This is a genomic window from Collinsella sp. CLA-ER-H5 (genome assembly GCF_040092375.1).
Taxonomy (GTDB): domain Bacteria; phylum Actinomycetota; class Coriobacteriia; order Coriobacteriales; family Coriobacteriaceae; genus Collinsella.
On sequence record NZ_JBBNLR010000015.1, the window covers coordinates 41514 to 60487 of the forward strand.

An 18974-nucleotide genomic window follows, 5' to 3' on the forward strand; every position below is an offset into this window, starting at 1 on the left:
GCTAGCCGGCTATCGCTTGGAGTTAACGCGGTAGTGGAAGATCTCGGGGTGTGTGCGAGCGTGCGTCACCTCAAATAAGATGCCGTCCGAGGTGTACGACTGGCTCTCCATAACGGCGACGCAGTTGTACTTGCCAAGGTCCAAGTAGCTGCAGTCCTCATCATTGGCAAGCTCGACGCTCACCGTACGACGGCTCGCCATCACTTTGACGCCGCGCTTGTGCTCCAGATAGCCGTAGATAGAATCCGCCGCGATCTCGGGGGTCAGGCCCTTGGCGATCGACGCCAAAAAGTAGCCATGGTCCACTTGGCGCGCGCTGCCGTTGAGGCTTCGGACACGCACTACGCGAATCAGCTCCTCGCCCACCTTAAAGCCCAGGCGACGAGAGAGTTGCTCAGTGCAAATCAAATGTTCAAAAGACTTGACCTCGGTCGATGCGACGGCATTGTTGCGTTTTGCGAACTCGCCAAACGACTCAACCTCTTCGAGTGCGCCCAGCATGTCGGTTTCGCCCTTAAGCCAAATAACGCGCACGCCCTTACCGTGTATAGGCTGCACAAACATCTGGTCGGCCAGCATGCTCAAGGCGCGTCGAACGGTATTGCGCGTGCAGCCAAACTCCGCGGTCAGCTCGGCTTCGGTTGGCAGCATCTCCTGAAACGCATAGGTCCCGTTGATGATGCGCGAACGGATCTCGCGGTAGATTCCTTCGTAAATCGCTTTTGGCATGATTTCACCTCTAATGAATATGTATGGCTAGGCACGATAGCATTTCTTAAAGTTGTTTAAACCGATTATCGGTAAAGCACGGATTATTTACCGTCGACGGTTCCCCCGAAACCCAAATCGGACCGAATCAAAACCGTCAATGCGGCAAGCAGCCAGTCCTCTACAATGAGTTCATTGTTTAAACGTTCTTGCTCGCACAGCATGTTGCATCCGGAAGGCATATTATGCTGCAGAAAATCCAACGTTTTGGCGGAGCCATGTTCGCGCCCGCCATGCTGTTTTCTATATCAGGCCTCATGGTCGGCATCTCCGCCCTCGCAACGACCGTGGATATCGTCGGCGACCTCGCCGTATACGGAACCCCCTGGTACGTTTTCTGGACTATCATTCAGCGCGGCTCGTGGACGGTCTTTAAACGTCTCCCGCTCCTTTTTGCCGTAGCGCTGCCTATCGGTCTTGCCCAAAAGCAACCGGCACGCTGCTGCCTCGAGGCACTCGTGGCCTATTTTGCCTATTGCTTCTTTTTGAGCGAGATCATTAAGCTGAGCGGAGACAACCTTGGACTTAAGTACCCATCATCTTTGACCCCCGCCAGCGGCATCACCGTCATCGACGGCATCAAGACGCTCGACACCGGCATTATCGGCCCGCTGGCGGTGTCGGCAACCGTCGTTGCCATCCATGACCGCTTCTACGATGCCAAGGTTCCCGATTGGCTCGGCACCTTCTCGGGTTCCTCGCTGGTCTACCTCATCAGCTTTTTTGCCGTGTTTGCCCTTGCCGCCATCTCGGCCGCCATCGTGCCCTTCGCATACGCTGTGACCGAAACGCTGCGCCACGCACTTGCGGGCGTCGGCCCCTTCGGCGTGGGCATCTTTGTGTTTTTGGAGCGAGCGCTCGAGCCCATGGGGCTGCACCATCTGCTCTATATGCCCATCTATTACGACAATCTGGTCATTCACGACGGTATTTACGCCACGTGGACCAACCTGCTCCCCATTCTCTCCCATAGCACGCGCCCTTTAAATGAACTTGCGCCCTGGGCAGGTTTTACCGCCACCGGCTGGGGCAAGCTCTTTGGCCTTCCCGCCATCGCGGCAGCATTCTATTTCACCGCCAAACCCGAACGCCGCGCCGGCCTTAAAGTCATCCTTTTGCCCGCCATCGTCGCCTCGGTGGTCTGCGGCGTCACCGAGCCGCTCGAGTTTCTCTTTATGTTCACCTATCCCGGACTCTTTTTGCTCTACGCCGTCCTATCCTCCTGCCTTGCCATGACCATGAACTTCTTTGGCATCGTCGGCATCTTCTCGGGCGGTCTCATGGAAATGACGGCCTTCAACTTCATCCCACTTATGCGAATGCATGCCGGCTCCTACCTTTTGGCGCTCGGTATCGGTCTTGCCTTTAGCCTCATCTTTTTTGTTAGTTTTCGAGCACTCATCTTGGTCTATGACCTTAAGACGCCGGGCCGCGAGAATCATGCCTCCAATCGCGCGGCAATCGATCGTTTAACGGGAAGCGGCTTTGCCAAAGAGCAATCTCCCAATGGCGAGGTCAGTATTCAATCCGATCAAGATCACGTCCTCGCCGAGCGGGTAATTCAGCTTTTAGGTGGCGTTGGCAATATCGTGGGCGCAACCAACTGCGCCACGCGCCTGCGCGTCGAGGTCGCAGACCCTTCCATCGTTGCAGATAATGCGTCGTTTGTCGCGGTGGGCGCCAAGGGCCTCATCATTACGGGCAAGACCGCCCAGGTGATTATTGGCATCTCCGTTCCCCGCGTTAAAGAGCATTTTGACCAGATCATGGGCCTCGAGCCGGGATTTGTGCCCACCACCTCGGCCTCCCCTGCCGCCAGCGCAGCCCATAAGCGCGGCGATATCTGCTTCTTCGATATCGACGGAACACTCGCCTGGCAAGACCCTCGAGTGGCACAAGAGCTTCCCGAGAGCGAGCGAGACCTCTCCCCCTATCCCAATGAAGCGGTCTCGCAAGCCATCCGTGTTTTTGTCGCCAAGGGCAATATGGCGTTTATCTGCACAGGGCGCACGCTGAGCTGCATCCATCCAAAGCTGCTCGAGCTGCCCTGGACCGGCATCGTCTGCCTCGCGGGTGGCTATGTCGAACTTGAGGGACACGTGATTCGCGATTTGGCGATGACGCCCGGCATGCTGCAGCGCCTTGCTCCCATTCTTGAGCAATCGGACGAAGTGATTCGTTTTGAGGGACTCAATGGCGTCGTTCGCATGAGTGCCGATGCGCCCGACGCCCCGGGATACGCCCGCACCGTGGGCGATGCAATTACGCAGCTGCAACATTACAGCGCCTACAAGATCTTAATGTCCACGTCGCTTGCCAGCCGCATCGCTCAGGATCAAGCGTTTGAGCCGCTGCTCTGCTTTAACGAGCTCGAGCTCGAAGTGACCGAGATTTCGCCTCGCGAATGCACCAAGCGCGAGGGTATCCAGTCCGTACTCGACGCCCTCGATCCCCACCACGGAACCGTATACGGCATCGGCGACGCCAGCAATGACGTCTCGCTGATGAACGCCGTCGATGTCGGTATCGCCATGGGCAATGCGCCGGACTTCCTCAAGGAAAAGGCCGACTATGTCACCGACAGCATCGACCACGACGGCGTCGTCACCGCGCTCGAACACTTTGGGCTTATCTAGCCAAGCCCCTACCGCACTTGCGGCCGCATGGACCAATCGTCTTCAACCGCCGCGCTCGACGCCCTAATGTGGCAATATGTTGTCTGCATAATGCAACGATGCAACCTATCAAAGAATGCGAGAACCCGTGTCCAGTCCGTTTACCAGCTTTTTAGCCCAGCACTTTGACCAGATTAACGACTATCTGGCCACGTTCTTTGACGGACAGGCGACTTCCGCCGATATCGAGCGCTACCTGTACGCGCCGCTCTCGGCTTTTACGGCCAACGCCGGCAAGCGCCACCGCCCGCTTATCTGCATGCTCGCCGCAACCGCAGTGGGCGGTAGCTTTGAGAGCGCCCGCAGCGCCGCGGCAGCTATCGAGCATTTCCAGTCAGGCGCGCTGATTCACGACGACATCGCCGACAACGGACAGCTTCGTCGAGGCAAGCCCTGCATGCACCTTACCGAGGGCACGGGCCTTGCCATCAATTGTGGCGACCTGGCGCTCACCATGGTCACCAAGACGGTTCTCGACGATCCCACGCTCGAGTCCGACGTGAAGCTGCGTGTGCTCCACGAGCTTACCGAGATGATCGTCCGCACCATCGAGGGTCAAGCGCTTGACCTGGGTTGGGTCCGTGACGAGCGCTTTGATATCTCGGTTGATGACTACCTGGACATGGCGACGCACAAGACCGCGTATTACAGCGGAGCCACGCCGCTTGCCGCCGGAGCCATTATCGGCGGCGGCAGCGAAGAGCAGGTCGAGGCGCTACGCGCCTTTGGCCTGCACACCGGCCTTGCCTTTCAGATTCAGGACGACCTGCTCAACTTGGTCGGCACCAAAGAGGCCGCCAACAAGGACTTCCGCACCGACATCACCGAGGGCAAACGCACGCTCGTTGCCGTGCACGCCCTGTCTGATGAGCGCCATCACGACGAGGTCGAGGCAATCCTTTCCTCGGGCACCGAGGACCCCACGCAGCTCGCGCGCGCCGTGGAGATCTTCCAGCAGACCGGCTCCATCGAATATGCTCACGCCTACGCGCTGGACCTGACCGCAAAAGCCAAGGCTGCCATCGAGAACGTTGAGCTTGACCCGCACGCACGCGAACTGTTCCTCTCCATGGCAGATTTCTTTGTGGAGCGCCTCAACTAGCGGGGGTCACAAAACCTGTGGGCAGCGCGTTTGGGTACAAGTTGCTACACTGTTGAGTGCATGTTTATGCATTGTCTCGCGTTGTCTATCCGACACGCGCTCAAAATAGTACGAATCGTACGCCGAAAGGGGTTCGTTCATGGAACCTATTACCACGGGCATGCAGGGAGCAGCCGTCGAGGATGTTCAGTCCCGCCTTCTGCAGCTCGGTTACGCCATCGATGCCGACGAGGTCGCCGACAAGCGCTTTGGCACCACCACCGAGCAGGCCGTTGGCACGTTTAGGCTCGATAGCGGCCTTGCGGCCGGTTATGCCGTCGATATCCCCTGTTGGAGCGCCCTGGTCGACGCCTCGTATAAGCTGGGCGACCGCACTCTGTATCTGCGCATGCCCAATTTCCATGGCGCCGATGTGCAGGCCCTGCAGCGCGCTCTCAACGTTTTGGGCTTTGCCTGTGGCGAAGACGACGGCTACTTTGGTCCGCATACCGAGGCCGCCCTGCAGCAGTTCCAGGAAAATGTCGGCCTGTTTGCCGACGGCATGGCCTTCCAGGACACCTACGCCTACATCAACCGCCTGCACCATGTGTGGGAGGGCAAGCCCTCGGTCACCGAAGCCGAGTCTCGCATCGGTTTTGCGCGCGCCGCCAACGTGCTCGAGCGTTTCCAGATTGCCGTCATCGGCGAGGACCCTATCGCGCGCAGCGTAGCATCGCGCATGTGGAACATCGCCACGGCGACGACCGACAGCAGCGGCATGATGCTTTGCGATTCCGAGGTTCCGACCGATGTCGACCTGGTGCTCGAGATTGCAAGCGACGAGTTGCCTGCAGACGCCGCCCCGCGCGCCACGATCGCCCTCGCCGAGTGCCACAACCTGGCCCAGCGCATCCGTACCGCCAATGTCGCCGCACAGCAAAAGCCGGCACGAATTCGCATCGAGCTCACGGGAATGACGCGCTACAACGGCACCTTCACGGCCAGCGACGCGCAGACCCTCGCCGTACGTCTGCTCGATGGCGTTTGCGATGCCCTCGCAGATTAGGTAAACTAGACGAGTTGCTTTTGGGCAACGCCAAACATTGGGACGTAGTTCAACGGTAGAACTCCGGTTTTTGGTGCCGGCTGTTGGGGGTTCGAATCCCTCCGTCCCAGCCATTAAAATTGAGCGCCCTGAGCCCATAACGGCCCAGGGCGCTTTCTTGTGGGCAAGCGGAGGGATTTGAACCCGCAAGGGTGCGGAGCTGAGGAAACGCGAAGCGTTTTCTAGCGCAGCACGCAAGGAGCGAAGCGACGCAGCGGGGCGCGGCCGCCGACCAGGCGGACGCGGAATCCCTCCGTCCCACACCAGCCAAGAGCCCCTCACGTCAAGCAAATCGAGCCAACGCCGCCAAGCGGAGGAATCCGAACCCGCAAGGATGCGGAGCGACGCAGCGGGGCGCGGCCGCCGCAGGCAGACGCGGTGCCGGCACTTGGGGACGCTCCTAAGTGCCGGCATTATAGGAACGTCCCCAAGTGCCGGCTCGGGACTATTTTCGAGGACCCTCCGAAGGACTGTGGCCAAAAAACGGCAAATATGAGTACTGTTACCGTTGTAGCTACATTATTTTCGTTAATAAAAGAAGATCTTAATGAGATTTATTCGCATCAAGGTCTTCCTTTAATGAACACTTGAGGAGATACGGCAGCTTATCTGCTCGATCGACACGTCAAATCACCTTAAATGTGGTCAAAATTACTGCTACTAAAAGAGTATCAGTACTCATATTTGATGTTTTTTGGCCACGGCTCTTTATAGACACCCTGCACAGCGACGGTGGTAGATTTCGGAACGTGTCCGTCAGCCCCGTTCCGAAAAGCGAGCCGCATGCAACGGCCAAGCCACGACAGGCCCCGGGAGAGCGGGGACACCGGCTTAGGTTTATCGCGAGTTCCGCACGAACAGGAGGCCACTTAATGTGGCCTCCGTCGTGAGCAGGACTGTAGAGCAGGAAACCTAAGCCGGTGTCCCCGCTCTCCCGGGGCCGGCGGAATTTAGTTGTTAAGCATGCGGTCGAAGCTTCCCGAGTCGCCATCCCGATAGTCGGCGGTCATCAGAATCTCCTGCGGAATGCGCCCGCCCTCGCGCAGCACATTGCGGAACTGCACGCGCGTGACCATGGGCAGATCCTTGATCGTCGCCGCCAAGTTCTGCGGCACGCCCTGGTTGGCAGCCGCGGGCTCGCACTCGCCGCCGGCCTTCACGCGACGCTTATGCTCGGCGAGCATGGCGCGGTACATGCCGGCATGCAGGCGAATCTCAACCACATTGGCATTGCGAGCCTGCTCGACGATGCGCGCGCCCTCGCGGTCGATATCGCCCACGTAGTAGACGTAGTTAAAGCGATAGCCGATCTCAGCCAGATAATCGTCCAGGGCATGCGAGACGCTCGCCTTGCATCCGCCGCCAAAAATCACGCCGCCCACCTTGATGCCAAAGAGCTTGGCGTGCTTGCGGCCACGCAGTAGCCTGACGATCTCGTCGTAGGTGTCCAGGTTCTCGACCATAATGAACGGCTTATCGGCGCCCAGCGTAAAGAAACCCGTAAAGTGAACGGGGCGGTTGGGGGCGACCTTAATCGCCTGCATGCTGATGCCCTTTTCGGTCATACGCCGAATTAGGCGCTCGCCGTGCTTGCCGTCAAAGGCCTTCTCATCGTTAAAAATCTGGTAGGCGCGCTGGCGACGCGAAGCAACCGGCGTATCGGCACCTCGGTTCTGCTCGATCCAAGCCTGGATGATTGCAATCTCCTCGGCAATCTTGCGGTTGGACATCTCGTTGTGCTGGGTGCGCTGCGGAGCCTTTTTGCCGTCCTTGCCCTCGACCTTTACGATCTGTGTCTGCTGCTCCTTGATCTTAGAGAGCGCCGTAGGCGTAGGGACAACTTTGAGCAGCTGCCTGCCTAAAACGCGGGCAAGGGCAAACGCCGATACCTCGCCGTGGACGGCCGGCTCGGGCTGCTGGGCAGCAGCATCTGCTGCGGCAGACTCCGGCTTCTTCTGAGACCTGCGCTTAGAATCGCCTTGGGAATTGCGCTCGCGCTTCGGCATAGACGCCTGCTTCTGCGGACGATCGGACTTGCTCTCCTTCGCCGGCTGGCGCTTAGGCTGCCCCGAAGAAACCTCGGCCTTCGCATCCTCGTCCTGCGGCGTGGTCTTCTCGGCTGCAGTCTCGGCATGGGAACTGCGGCCCCCGCGATGGCGACGGCGGCGAGGCCTGCTCGACGCGCCCTGCTCCGTCCGCTCATCAGTAGGCTGCTGGCCCTTGGCCTCGGCAGCAACCTCAAGCTGCGGCTCAACAGGCTTCTGTTCGCGAGCCGCCGGCTCAACGGTTTTCTCGGTTTGTTCGGCCTTCTTGTCCTGAGTGGTCGAAGCCGGCTCGCCCTTCTCCTGACGCCTTACGGGATACGCGCGCCTCGCAAAACCACGTCCGGGACGACATGAGCCCGGGGCCTTCTTGGCAGACTCCTCAACATCGTCTGCAGCCTCGGAAAGCTCTTCAACCTCATGCGCGACATCCTGCTGCGCAGCCTTAAAGTGGGCACCACGGCGACGCTGGGGCTCCTGGGCCTCCACGGGCTTTTGCTCCTTCGCGGGCCTCTGCGACTCGGCAGCAACCTCGTTCTCAACAGCCTCGGCATCCGTCTCACCCTTTTGAGCAACGGCGCGACGGAAGCGCTCCTGCTGGGCGCGACGCTGCGCATCGCGCTTGCCACCCCCGCCAAAACCGCCGCGTCCTGCCTTGGCCGTAAAGGCACGCACGACGTTCTCATCGAGCAACTCATCGGTATCAACATGCTCACGCGGAGCAACTTCTTCCACAGCAGGCACGTCAGCGGAATCCTCGACGACAAAATCTTCGACGGACTCGGCAGGCTGCTCCTGGGCATCGCGGATCTCGACATTGATGGTATAGAACGCCGGGCGCCCGTTAATGCCGCTGCCCTCGATCTTGGTCACGATATTTGCCGCGATAAGCTCATCGCGCATCGCCTTGGTGTCGCATTCCTTATCGACGGAGCGGAAAATCTGCGCCAGCGCGCTCGACTTAATCTTGAGCGCCTTGCGGCAGAGCAGGTCGTAGGCAACCAGCTTGGCGCGCTCGGCAGAAAGCGACGTCTGGCTGCTCAGACGCTCAGCCAGAGCATCGACATTGTTTTGATTATCGGAATATACCGTCTTGGCCACGGGGCCCCTTTCATATGCACACATATACGTTCATATGGTACAACGCACGAGCCTATCCACGCAAAACATCTGCGAGAACGCCCTTGCACCACCTGTTCTCACAAGAAAAAAGACCGGGTCCGCTTGATTGCGGACCCGGTCTTTCCGAGTCAAATAGATGGGAGATTCAACCCGTCCGACCGACTAGGCCTTGGCGGCTTCGGCGTCGGCAGGAGCTTCAGCGGCAGCGGCGCGACCGTACTCGGCCTTGCCCATCTCGGACCACTCGGGCTCCTCGTCGGGCATGGAGCCGGCCTCCTTGCCGAAGAACTCCTTGAGACAGTTGACGGCAACGATGAGGCCCAGGACCATCAGCAGGACGGCAAAAACGAGCTGCAGGCCCTTGGTGGCGGCGACGGAGACGGCGGCCGTGGTGGCGGTAGCCGGGATGGTGCCGAAGAAGCCGTAAGCCTGGACAGCGGTCATGCAGCCCATGGCGCTCTGGACCAGCGAGGTGAAGGTGCAGCAGAGCAGGAAGGCGACGGGCACGTAGAGCATCCAGCCCTTGCGGCCGGTGCACTTGCAGAACACGGCGAGGGTGATCATGGTCATACCGCCGAGCAGCTGGTTGGAAGCACCAAAGAGCGGCCAGATGTTGGCATAGCCACCAAAGGCAAGGGCGAGACCGGGAAGCAGGGTGACGACCGTGGCGAACCAGGGGTTGCCGAGAACCTTCATGTAGCCGGCCTTGGACTCGATGGCCAGGGCGTCGTTGGTCTGGGCAAAGAACTCGGAGAACGAGGTGCGGGCGATGCGGGCGACGGCGTCGAGCGAGGTCAGGGCCAGAGCGGAAACGTTCATGGTCATGAAGACGGTAGCGAGCGTACCGTCAACACCGAAGGCCTGCATACCGCGGGAGATGCCAGCGGCGAAGATCTGGAACGGGGTGGAAGCGACACCGGCGTTGAGGGCGCCAGTACCGGCGGTGTTCATATCGGAGAACATGATGCCGGCGACGATGATGGCAAGGATGCCGACGAAGGACTCGACGATCATGGCGCCATAACCGACCTTGACGGCGTCCTGCTCCTTCTCGACCTGCTTGGAGGAGGTACCAGAAGAAACGAGGCTGTGGAAGCCGGAGAGGGCACCGCAGGCAACGGAAACAAACAGGACCGGGAACATCATGCCAGAAGCGCTGGAGAAGCCGGTAAAGGCCGGAGCGGTGATGGTGGCCTGGCCGTTAACACCCAGGACGACGATACCGAGGACAGCGCAAACGATCATGACGATCATCATGATGGAAGTGAGGTAGTCGCGAGGGGTCTTGAGCATCTGGATGGGCATAGCGCCAGCGAAGACCAGGTAGACCATGACGACGGCGAACCACTGGAACTTATCCAGGTAGACCGGGAACTGCATACCGACGGCAAACATGAGAACCATGAGGACCACGCCGGTGACGAACTCGGTAGCACCGGTGAGGTTGAACTTCTTCTGGGCCCAACCAAAGGCGATAGCGACGAAGGTGAACAGGATGGAGATGGTACCAGCGCAGCCGGCGGCATAGGACTTGGTGAAGTCGATGGCACCGGTAGCAGCACCAGAAGCGTCAACGGCCGGGGTGAACATGAACGTCTTGCAGACCATGTCGGTGAAGGCGGCGATGACGATGATGCAGAACAGCCAGCAGAACAGCAGGAACAGGCGACGGCCGGTCTTGCCGATGTACTTCTCGATGAGCTGAGCGAGCGACTTGCCGTTGTTCTTCATCGAAGCGTACAGAGCACCAAAGTCGTGGACGGCGCCAAAGAAGATGCCGCCGACGAGGACCCAGAGCACGACGGGCAGCCAGCCAAAGGCCATGGCGACGATCGTACCCGTGACAGGGCCAGCACCGCAGATCGAGCTGAACTGGTGCGAGAACGCGGTAAAGGCGGAGACGGGCGAGAAGCTCTTGCCGTCCTTCATGCGCTTGGCCGGCGTGAGGGTCTCTTTGTCAACGCCCCACTTGTTGGCCAGCCAGCGGCCGTAGCCCAGATAGCCGCAGGCGAGCACCGCCGCGGCCACAACCATGAGCAAAACTCCGTTCATTACATTTCCTCCTCTAAAAAGAACTTCCTAGACATAAAAAATGAGGGCCGTCGGTTGCGCTCGACGGCCCTCATCTTCATCAGCCGCCCGTTATCGTACGGGCTAGCTGTATGTGCTAACCCGCATCAGATAATTACTACGCTGATAATGTTTAGCTGATGCGTGAACATGTCTAGGAAATCCTCTTCAATCATGATGTGAACGATCCGTGCGTGTTCACATCCCCCAGTGGTTGAAAAGGAGTATGAAACTTTAGTTACCTAAAGTCAACGCAAATATGTAATGAATTTTCAACTTTTTTGAATTTCTCGGTATAAAACGCCACTGACCTCGGACTTTACCGAACGACAGTTTTTGCTTAAGAGATGCCCCTGAGAGCCGCGGGAGCCGGGCGGCGCATTTGAACTTTCCTGCTCTACAGTCCTGCGCAAGACGGAAAGCACATTAAGTGCTTTCCTTTGCGTGCGGAACTCGCGATAAAGTTCATATGCGCCGCCCGGCCCCCGCGGCTCTCAGGGATTCCCATCCCAAATGTGCGGAGCAAAGCTCCGCACGCCAACTTTTTCTTTCAGCTAAAGAACGCCGGAAATTCGACACTGGCTTGTTAACCTTGCTGGACGTTGTCGACGCCAAACCAGCTCAGAAGCTACATCAATACAGAAAGGTCCCCGGCCGGAGGGGCCGGATATAAGGTTTATCGCGAGTTCCGCACGCAAAGAAGGCCACTTAATGTGGCCTTCGTCTTGCGCAGGACTGTAGAGCAGGAAACCTTATATCCGGCCCCTCCGTCCGGGGACCGCGCCGTACCAGCTACAGCGTCATGTTTGGATCGGCGTCGACGTCGAACGGCGAGATTTCACCTCGGTCGAATTTACGGCGAGCGACCTCCGCGATCATGGCTGCGTTATCGGTACAGGCAGACAAAGGTGGCACCGTTACGCGGATCCCCTGACGCCCAAGCTTCTTGATCATCATCTCGCGCAGATGCGGATTAGCCGAGACGCCGCCGCCGATGCAGTATTCCTTGCATCCGGTGGCATGCAGGGCGTTTTTGGCCTTCTTGTACTGAACGTCAAAGACGGCTGCCTCAAACGAAGCCGCCAGATCGGGCAGGTGAATCGTGCGCCCGGCCTTGGTCTCCTGCTCGATGTAGAGCGTCACGGCCGTTTTAAGACCCGAAAGCGAGAAACGATAGTCTCCCCTGCTGTTAAGCGCGCGAGGAAAATCGATCGCGCGGGGGTTGCCCGTCTCGGCCAGCTTGGAGATGATGGGGCCACCGGGATAGCCCAGACCCAACGCCTTGGCTACCTTGTCGAAGGCCTCGCCCACAGCATCGTCGAGTGTCTCACCAAGTACCTCGTAGTCGCCCCATGCCTTCACGTGCACGAGCATGGTATGACCGCCCGAGACGAGCGTGAAGATAAACGGCGGCCTGAGATCGGGCTGCTCCAGCAGGTTGGCGAACAGATGGCCCTCCAGATGGTTGACGCACACGAGCGGCTTGCCGGCGGCATAGGCAAAGCCCTTGGCGAAGGCGACGCCCACCACCAGGGCGCCCACCAGGCCCGGACCCTGCGTCACGCCAACAGCGGCGAGTTCGCTCGGCGCGATGGCTCCACCCTCAAGACCAAGCGATGCTGCGGCATCCTCGAGCGCCGCATCCACGACACTCACAATCACCTCAACGTGTTTGCGCGAGGCGATCTCGGGCACCACGCCGCCAAAGCGGGCGTGAAAATCAATCTGTGTCGACACCTGGTTGGCCAGCATATTGCCATCCGCATCGATAATCGCCACGGCCGTCTCGTCGCAGGAGCTCTCGATAGCGAGCACTAGGCGGCGGCGCTCAATTTCGGCACGCTCCCCCTCGGAGCGCCCAGGCGCAGGCAGCGGCCATACGCGCTGCTCTGCCGCCGTCGGCTCGGGCGAAGCATTGTCGACCGGAAGCACCAGGGGCAGCGGAGCCGTCATGACGATGGCGTCCTTGCCGGCACCATAGTAGCCGCGGCGACGGCCAGCCTCGGTAAAGCCCAGAGCGTTATAAAGCGCGGTCGCTCCCTCGTTACCGTCCTCGACCTCGAGCGAAGCCGTAGTGCAGCCGAGCATCTGGGCATCATAGCTCACGTGCGACAGCAGCTTGCGGGCAATGCCCTCACGGCGATGTGCCGGGTCGACGGCGACATCCAGAATCTGCACATCACCGTCCACGACCATACCGCCGGCAAGGCCCAGCAGCTTGCCGTCGTCGTGTGCCACCCACCAACTACGCGGCGCAGCGACGTCCTCGCCCAGTTCGGACAGGAACATGCCCGGCGTCCACGCCTTGTGTCCGGCACCTTCAAAGCAGGCAGCCTCTAGCGCGCTCGCGCCCTCGGCATCCGCCGCGCCCATGGGACGGAACTGCAGATGACGACCGGCGAGCTCATCGGCAACGCCCGTAATTTCGCTCTGCGCACTCTCGGCAAGACCAAGACGCTTGCGCTCGTTTTCCTCGGCATCCGAAAGGCGCGTGTAAATCGGCAGGACGCGGGCCGGATCGCCGTCACCCGCAGCGTGCGCGAGCAGCAAGCCCTCGCCCGAAGGCCACCACAGGTCGCGCTCCACGCAGCGGGCGGTCTCGTCCTCACCCAGCAGCTTGCCATAGCGCACGAGACCGTCACCGGTCAGCTGAACCTGGTCCCAGTCCGCTGCTCGGCGCCACTCATCGAGCGCCACGGCGGCCTTGACCACGTGTTCGCGCTCAAATTGACGCTCGGGACCCTCATCGACCAGCATATACAGCGCCGGATATACCTCACCGCGCATAGCATCGGCCATGATACCAAGCTTGCCGCGCACGCCAACCTTCCACGCCGTCCAAGCGCAAGCGTCGAGCGTCGACACGCCCAGCAGCGGAACATTGGCACCACGCGCGAGGCCCTTGGCAGTGGAGATGCCGATGCGCACACCCGTAAAGGACCCCGGGCCGCGGCCGACCACATAGCAACCAACATCGCTGCGATCCAGACCGGCTTGAGCCAGCACGCCATCAACGGTATTCACGAGCTCAACGTTGGCGTGACGGCGACACATGTGGTCGCCACTCACGAGCTTCGTCTCGCCCGTCTGCCCATCAATCCAGCTTGCCGCGCAGGCAAGCATGTCGGTCGAGGTATCGAGCGCCACCACCAGCGCGTTGTCGTTATGCAAGCTCATCTTGTACAGCCTTATCAATCAAATGGGAAAGCTCCATTGCGCGGTCACCGTGCGCCTCAAGCGTTATCGTTCGCACATCGCTGTCGCCCTCATCGCGCTTGAGCGTCACCGAAAGATACTCATCCGTCAGCTCGTCCTGGAATTGTTCGCCCCATTCCAGCAGGCAAGCACCCTCATAGCCCAGCACATCGAAAATGCCCGTATCCTCGAGCTCGTAGGCATGCTCCAGGCGGTATAGATCAAAGTGAAACAGCGGAATACGACCTTGATCGTGAACGGCCATGAGCGCGAACGTAGGGCTCGTAACCATATGCCCATCGCCCAGCCCGCGCGAGACGCCCTTGGTAAAGTGAGTTTTGCCCACTCCCAGGCCACCGGTCAGGATGAGCACATCGCCGTCCTCAAGGCACGGTGCAATTAGCTCGCCAAAGTACTCCGTATCGGCAGCGCAAGTCGTTTTGTAAGTACCTACCCCCAGGCGCTCCAGGGACATATATGCTCCTTATTATTCCGAGGCGTCCTCTGGCGCGGGATGTCGCTCCAGATAGTCGCCCAGCATCTTAAAGTCTTCCTCCAGCAGCTCCTGCCACGCCGGATTGCGCAGCGCTGCTGCCGGATGGAACGTGGGCATTACCACAAAATGCCCCATCTGGTGGAACCTGCCGCGCAGCTTAGTAATGCCGATCTCGGTCTTTAGCACAAAGTGCGTCGCGGGGTTGCCGAGCGTCACAATAATATCGGGCCAGATGCTTCGAATCTGCTCGCGCAAAAACGGTGAGCAAGCCAGCACTTCCTCGGGGCGCGGATTGCGGTTTCCCGGCGGGCGGCACTTAAGCACGTTGGCAATGTAGACGTCTTCGCGTTTGAGCCCCGCCAGCGACAAAATGCCGTTGAGGTCCTCGCCTGCCGCCCCCACAAAGGGCTCGCCCTGCAAATCCTCATTACGGCCCGGCGCCTCGCCAATAAACATCACGCGAGCGCGGGGGTTTCCCACGCCAAACACGATGTTGTGGCGCGACTGGTAAAGCTGGCAAAGGTGACAATCGCCCAGAACGGCCTCGATCTCCTCGAGTGCGACCTCACGCGGCGCCTGATGGCTATGGCCGGGAATGTGCATGACGCCCACAGCGACTCCTACACGTAGACCTTGTCGAGACGCATACCAAAGCCGCAAGCGACCTCGTAGTTAATCGTGCCGCGTAGGCGCGCCATCTCGTCCATGGTAATCTCGGCATCTCCATCGCGGCCGACAATGATCATCTCGTCACCATACTCGGCCTCGGGAATCTCATGCGCCGGGTTGGACTGAATGGCGACCATAAACTGGTCCATGCAGATATTGCCCACCTGACGCACACGCTCGCCGCGATACAGCACGTCCATACGATTGGAAAGCGTACGCGAAAGGCCATCGGCATAACCGATCGGAAGGGTGCAGATCTGAACGCGCGTGCGCGGTACGCGGTAGGTAAAGCCGTAGCCCACGCCCTCGCCCATCGCAGGATGCGCCACGCGCGTCACACGCGCGTGGACGCTCATGACGGGATCAAGCTGCATCACACGACCACTCAGCTCACATGGCTGCAGACCATACAAACCGATGCCGGCACGAATCATGTCAAAGTGCATTGAAGAATCGAGCATCGAGGATGGCGTATTGGCACAATGCACGATACCGCATTCAAAACCTGCGTCCTTAATGGCCTGAACGGCCTCGGTAAAACGCTGGCACTGCAGCTTGTAGTCCCAACCCGAAGGTTCATCGGCCGTGGCAAAGTGCGTAAATACGCCGTCGCACTGAATACCGCGATGGAAGCTGATGCCGCGGACAAAGTCGAGCACCTGTGTGTAGTGAACGCCGATACGATTCATGCCCGTCTCGATGGCAAGATGGTACTTGCCCACCTTGCCCGCCGCGACGGCGCATTCGCCATACGCGAGAGCAAAATCGGACGTATAGACCGAGGGCATGATATCGAACTCGAGCAATGCAGGAATAGCCTCGATAGGCGGCTCGCTTAGAATCAGGATGGGCTTAGTAATTCCGCCCTGACGGAGCCCAACGCCCTCGTTGACCGTCGCCACGGCAAACATGTCGGCACCAGCCGAATACATGATCTTAGCGCACTCAACAGCTCCATGACCATAAGCATCGGCCTTGACCACGCAGCACAGGTGCTGACGCGGATTCAACAAGTTCTTATAGGCTCTCGTGTTGCGACGGAGCGCCCCGCGGTCGATCTCGACCCAGGACCAGCGCGTCAAATCGGCTTTATTCATGATTAGTCATCCGACCCTTCGTCCATGATTCCCAGATCTTCGAGCGCATCCTTTGCCGCCAGCTCCATGGCAGGACCGATCAAGTCGATAAGATCGGTCGCGATAACGCTCTTCTCACCATACTCCGTCGCCGCGGCAAAACCGGCGTAGCTGTGAAGTGCGACGGCGTACGAATACAGCAGCTCCCAACGATCCATCTCGTCGCGCATGGTGGCAAGCGTGCCGGCCAAAATACCCGCGAGAACATCACCAGAACCGGCAGTTGCCAGAGAAGCCGGACCCGAGAGTGGCAGCAGCACGCGCTCAACACCACAGATAGCCGTCGTCGGCCCCTTGGCTATGACCACCAGATTGTCGGAGCCTGCAGCCCAGACAACCTTCTGCGCGGCCGCAATCGCGGTACCAAGGTCGTTCACCTCGTCACCGGCAACCAGGCGCGAAAGCTCACGATAGTGCGGCGTCATAACCAACGGTTGCTCGCGGCGATACATCTCGGGGTTACTATCAATACCGTCAATGGCAATCTTAGCAAGGCAGTTGAGTGCATCGGCGTCCAAAATTAGCGGTACATCAAGCTCGAGCAAGCCCGAAACCACCTGCATAGCGCCGGCAGACGTCGTCATACCGGGACCGCACAGCACGCAGCTGTACTTCTTTGCGATCTCGCACACCGTCATGCGCGCAGCGGCGCCAAAGGAGCCGCGGGAATCAGACGGAATAGCAAAGACCGGAATCGAAGGAAGTGCCATGCGAATGAGATTGGCGCAGGCGTCAGGAGCCGCGACTGCCACGTAACCAGCACCCGCGCGAGCTGCAGACTTGGCCGCCATAATGGCAGCACCAGGATATTGCGCAGATCCGGCGACAATAAGCACAGAGCCACGGGAATACTTATCGATATTCGATGGTAGCGGAGCAAAGTAATCAACTAAGTCACCGGGCTCGACAATCTCGGCGGCGTGGTCGACATCATCGATGACCTCGTCAAGACGGTCGTAAAGATTGCCGCAGATCAAATCGCCAGCATACTCAGGACCATCAGCGCTATACAGACCAATCTTGGGCGCAATCATCGTCACCGTGCGCTCGGCACGAATGCAGTCGTCATCAACAACGCCCGTCTCGGCATTCAGGCCCGAGGGGACATCAATGGATACGACACAATCGGCGCATTCATTGACCGTAGGAATCCAAATGGAGAACGGCGCACGCAGATTCCCGTGGAAACCGGTACCAAAAATGGCATCGACAACAACATCGGCCTTATCGATCAAAACCTCGAGTTCGTCACGCGAGGGACCGACGCAAACGTGCACATCGCGGCCGGCAGTTCGACGAGCAACATGACGTGCCAGAGCAGCAGGAATCTCATCCGGCTCAACCGGAGAAACGATATCCACGTCCACACCCTTGTGGCTCAGGATATCGGCGGCAACCCAACCGTCGCCGCCATTATTACCAAAACCGACCAGAACGAGAACCCGATCGGGATTGAGCTTCAAGACCTCGTTGGCGGCAAACTCACCCGCTAGCTCCATAAGCTCGGCCTTCGAAGTCCCTTCGCGTTCGATGATATCCTCGAGACGAACGACTTCTTCGGTACTCAAAACCGGTTTCATCTATGCTCCTAGCGTATCTTGCGAAGCATCGCCCAGGTGCTCCGTCAATGCTGAATTCTGCAGCTGCTCAAGCTCATCTAAAACAGAGCGAGCCTCTTTAAATGTCTGCGCAACGCGTTTCTTGTTGCTCACTTTTTCTTCCTTAGGCTTAGGTCGAGCATCCTCGGTGATTGCAATGGCATTAGCGACAGCCAAGTCACCCGTAAGGGTAATAGAAAGAGCGACCTCGACAACACCCAAATCCTGGGCGATTTCGAGAGCACGACCAGAAAGCAGAGCCTTCGGTTTGCCGAGTTTATCACGCGTTACCGAAACATCCTTGCGACCCACGCCTTGACTAAAACCCGTGCCGAGAGCTTTAAGCACCGCCTCGCGCGAAGCAAAGCGGCTCGCATAGTGAGCAGCGGGACGCGATGATGCATCGCAATACGCACGCTCTTCTTCGGTAAACACACGCCGAGCAAACGACGGCGTCTTTTCAAGAATTGATTTCATGCGGGAAATCTCGACGATATCAACGCCGATACCAGCTTCAGCCATGTTCACCTCCATATCGCACAGACTAAGTTATTGTAGCCCGTTCACAGAAGATGCGACAAACGAGGGTTATAAAACACAGCTACTATGTGAGACAAAACCCGTAAACGCAAAAAAAGGGGGAGGCCGCGAGGCCTCCCCCTTCTTCAAGTCTTGCGACGGCTCGGTGCCGTCCACCGGTCAGCGGCGCCCTGGCCTCCCACGGGCTGGCCCCGCAGTACTCTCGGCGCGATGGGGCTTAGCTTCCGGGTTCGGAACGGGACCGGGCGTGCCCCCCATGCTCTGGCCGCTGACCGGTGGGCGGCGCCCACCGTTACGGTGTCCGGTATCGCATACACGTGCCCTGGGGGCCGCATGGCGTATAGGGGAGGTGACTCGGGGGCATCCTCGTGCCCGGACCGCGCTTCAGAGCGCATGTCCCGCGGGCCGCGAGGTGCGGTTCCGGAAGAGCTCGGGCGATTAGTGCGGCTCGGCTGAGGACGTCGCCGCCCTTGCACC

General features: G+C 59.3%; 12 protein-coding genes, 1 tRNA gene and 1 rRNA gene. 4 read left to right on the plus strand and 10 right to left on the minus strand.

What is annotated here, in order from left to right:
* Positions 1-9 precede the first annotated feature (9 nt).
* Positions 10-729 carry a GntR family transcriptional regulator gene (locus AAAX31_RS06790; RefSeq protein ID WP_055252172.1) on the minus strand — a complete coding sequence of 240 codons (720 nt, stop codon included), beginning with the start codon at positions 727-729 and terminating at the stop codon, positions 10-12.
* A 224-nt stretch (positions 730-953) separates the two neighbouring features.
* Here AAAX31_RS06790 and AAAX31_RS06795 point away from each other — a divergent pair, with 224 nt between their 5' ends.
* The 4 genes from AAAX31_RS06795 (at position 954) to AAAX31_RS06810 (ending at position 5703) form a co-directional block, all read left to right on the plus strand.
* Positions 954-3404, plus strand: a complete 2451-nt coding sequence (locus AAAX31_RS06795; protein WP_349076632.1) for a PTS transporter subunit EIIC — start codon at positions 954-956, stop codon at positions 3402-3404.
* A gap of 127 nt (positions 3405-3531) precedes the next feature.
* Complete coding sequence (locus AAAX31_RS06800) at positions 3532-4545, plus strand: polyprenyl synthetase family protein (RefSeq protein ID WP_349076633.1); 1014 nt, start codon at positions 3532-3534, stop codon at positions 4543-4545.
* A gap of 139 nt (positions 4546-4684) precedes the next feature.
* Positions 4685-5590 carry a peptidoglycan-binding protein gene (locus AAAX31_RS06805; RefSeq protein WP_192934558.1) on the plus strand — a complete coding sequence of 302 codons (906 nt, stop codon included), beginning with the start codon at positions 4685-4687 and terminating at the stop codon, positions 5588-5590.
* Between the two features lie 38 nt (positions 5591-5628).
* Positions 5629-5703 (plus strand) — tRNA-Gln (locus AAAX31_RS06810).
* Between the two features lie 876 nt (positions 5704-6579).
* On the opposite strand, the gene AAAX31_RS06815 is transcribed toward AAAX31_RS06810, so the two are convergent.
* The 9 genes from AAAX31_RS06815 to rrf form a co-directional block, all read right to left on the minus strand.
* Positions 6580-8772, minus strand: coding sequence for a hypothetical protein (locus AAAX31_RS06815; protein ID WP_349076635.1), 2193 nt, complete (start codon positions 8770-8772; stop codon positions 6580-6582).
* A gap of 183 nt (positions 8773-8955) precedes the next feature.
* On the minus strand, positions 8956-10845 hold the full coding sequence (locus AAAX31_RS06820) for a carbon starvation CstA family protein (RefSeq protein ID WP_349076636.1): 1890 nt from the start codon (positions 10843-10845) through the stop codon (positions 8956-8958).
* 810 nt (positions 10846-11655) lie between these two features.
* Positions 11656-14040 carry a tRNA (adenosine(37)-N6)-threonylcarbamoyltransferase complex transferase subunit TsaD gene (gene tsaD / locus AAAX31_RS06825; protein WP_349076637.1) on the minus strand — a complete coding sequence of 795 codons (2385 nt, stop codon included), beginning with the start codon at positions 14038-14040 and terminating at the stop codon, positions 11656-11658.
* Positions 14027-14533 carry a tRNA (adenosine(37)-N6)-threonylcarbamoyltransferase complex ATPase subunit type 1 TsaE gene (tsaE, locus tag AAAX31_RS06830; RefSeq protein WP_006235849.1) on the minus strand — a complete coding sequence of 169 codons (507 nt, stop codon included), beginning with the start codon at positions 14531-14533 and terminating at the stop codon, positions 14027-14029. The genes tsaD and tsaE overlap by 14 nt, the downstream gene beginning before the upstream one ends.
* 12 nt (positions 14534-14545) lie before the next feature.
* Positions 14546-15166, minus strand: a complete 621-nt coding sequence (locus tag AAAX31_RS06835; RefSeq protein WP_117776930.1) for a uracil-DNA glycosylase — start codon at positions 15164-15166, stop codon at positions 14546-14548.
* Between the two features lie 8 nt (positions 15167-15174).
* Positions 15175-16320 (minus strand): alanine racemase, encoded by a 1146-nt coding sequence (gene alr / locus AAAX31_RS06840; protein WP_349076639.1) that lies wholly within the window; start codon positions 16318-16320, stop codon positions 15175-15177.
* 2 nt (positions 16321-16322) lie between these two features.
* Positions 16323-17939, minus strand: a complete 1617-nt coding sequence (locus AAAX31_RS06845; RefSeq protein ID WP_082435564.1) for an NAD(P)H-hydrate dehydratase — start codon at positions 17937-17939, stop codon at positions 16323-16325.
* A complete protein-coding gene (gene acpS, locus AAAX31_RS06850; RefSeq protein ID WP_055252164.1) occupies positions 17940-18479 on the minus strand; it encodes a holo-ACP synthase in 540 nt (179 codons plus the stop codon).
* 175 nt (positions 18480-18654) lie between these two features.
* A 5S ribosomal RNA gene (gene rrf / locus AAAX31_RS06855) occupies positions 18655-18770 on the minus strand.
* Between the last annotated feature and the right edge of the window lie 204 nt (positions 18771-18974).

What these genes read in the sequence shown, in the direction of transcription:
- AAAX31_RS06805 (WP_192934558.1), top strand. Translation starts at nt 4,685, where the DNA reads ATGGAACCTATTACCACGGGCATGCAGGGAGCAGCCGTCGAGGATGTT.
- alr (WP_349076639.1), bottom strand. Translation starts at nt 16,320, where the DNA reads ATGAATAAAGCCGATTTGACGCGCTGGTCCTGGGTCGAGATCGACCGC.
- AAAX31_RS06820 (WP_349076636.1), bottom strand. Translation starts at nt 10,845, where the DNA reads ATGAACGGAGTTTTGCTCATGGTTGTGGCCGCGGCGGTGCTCGCCTGC.
- tsaD (WP_349076637.1), bottom strand. Translation starts at nt 14,040, where the DNA reads ATGAGCTTGCATAACGACAACGCGCTGGTGGTGGCGCTCGATACCTCG.
- AAAX31_RS06795 (WP_349076632.1), top strand. Translation starts at nt 954, where the DNA reads ATGCTGCAGAAAATCCAACGTTTTGGCGGAGCCATGTTCGCGCCCGCC.
- AAAX31_RS06845 (WP_082435564.1), bottom strand. Translation starts at nt 17,939, where the DNA reads ATGAAACCGGTTTTGAGTACCGAAGAAGTCGTTCGTCTCGAGGATATC.
- acpS (WP_055252164.1), bottom strand. Translation starts at nt 18,479, where the DNA reads ATGGCTGAAGCTGGTATCGGCGTTGATATCGTCGAGATTTCCCGCATG.
- AAAX31_RS06790 (WP_055252172.1), bottom strand. Translation starts at nt 729, where the DNA reads ATGCCAAAAGCGATTTACGAAGGAATCTACCGCGAGATCCGTTCGCGC.
- tsaE (WP_006235849.1), bottom strand. Translation starts at nt 14,533, where the DNA reads ATGTCCCTGGAGCGCCTGGGGGTAGGTACTTACAAAACGACTTGCGCT.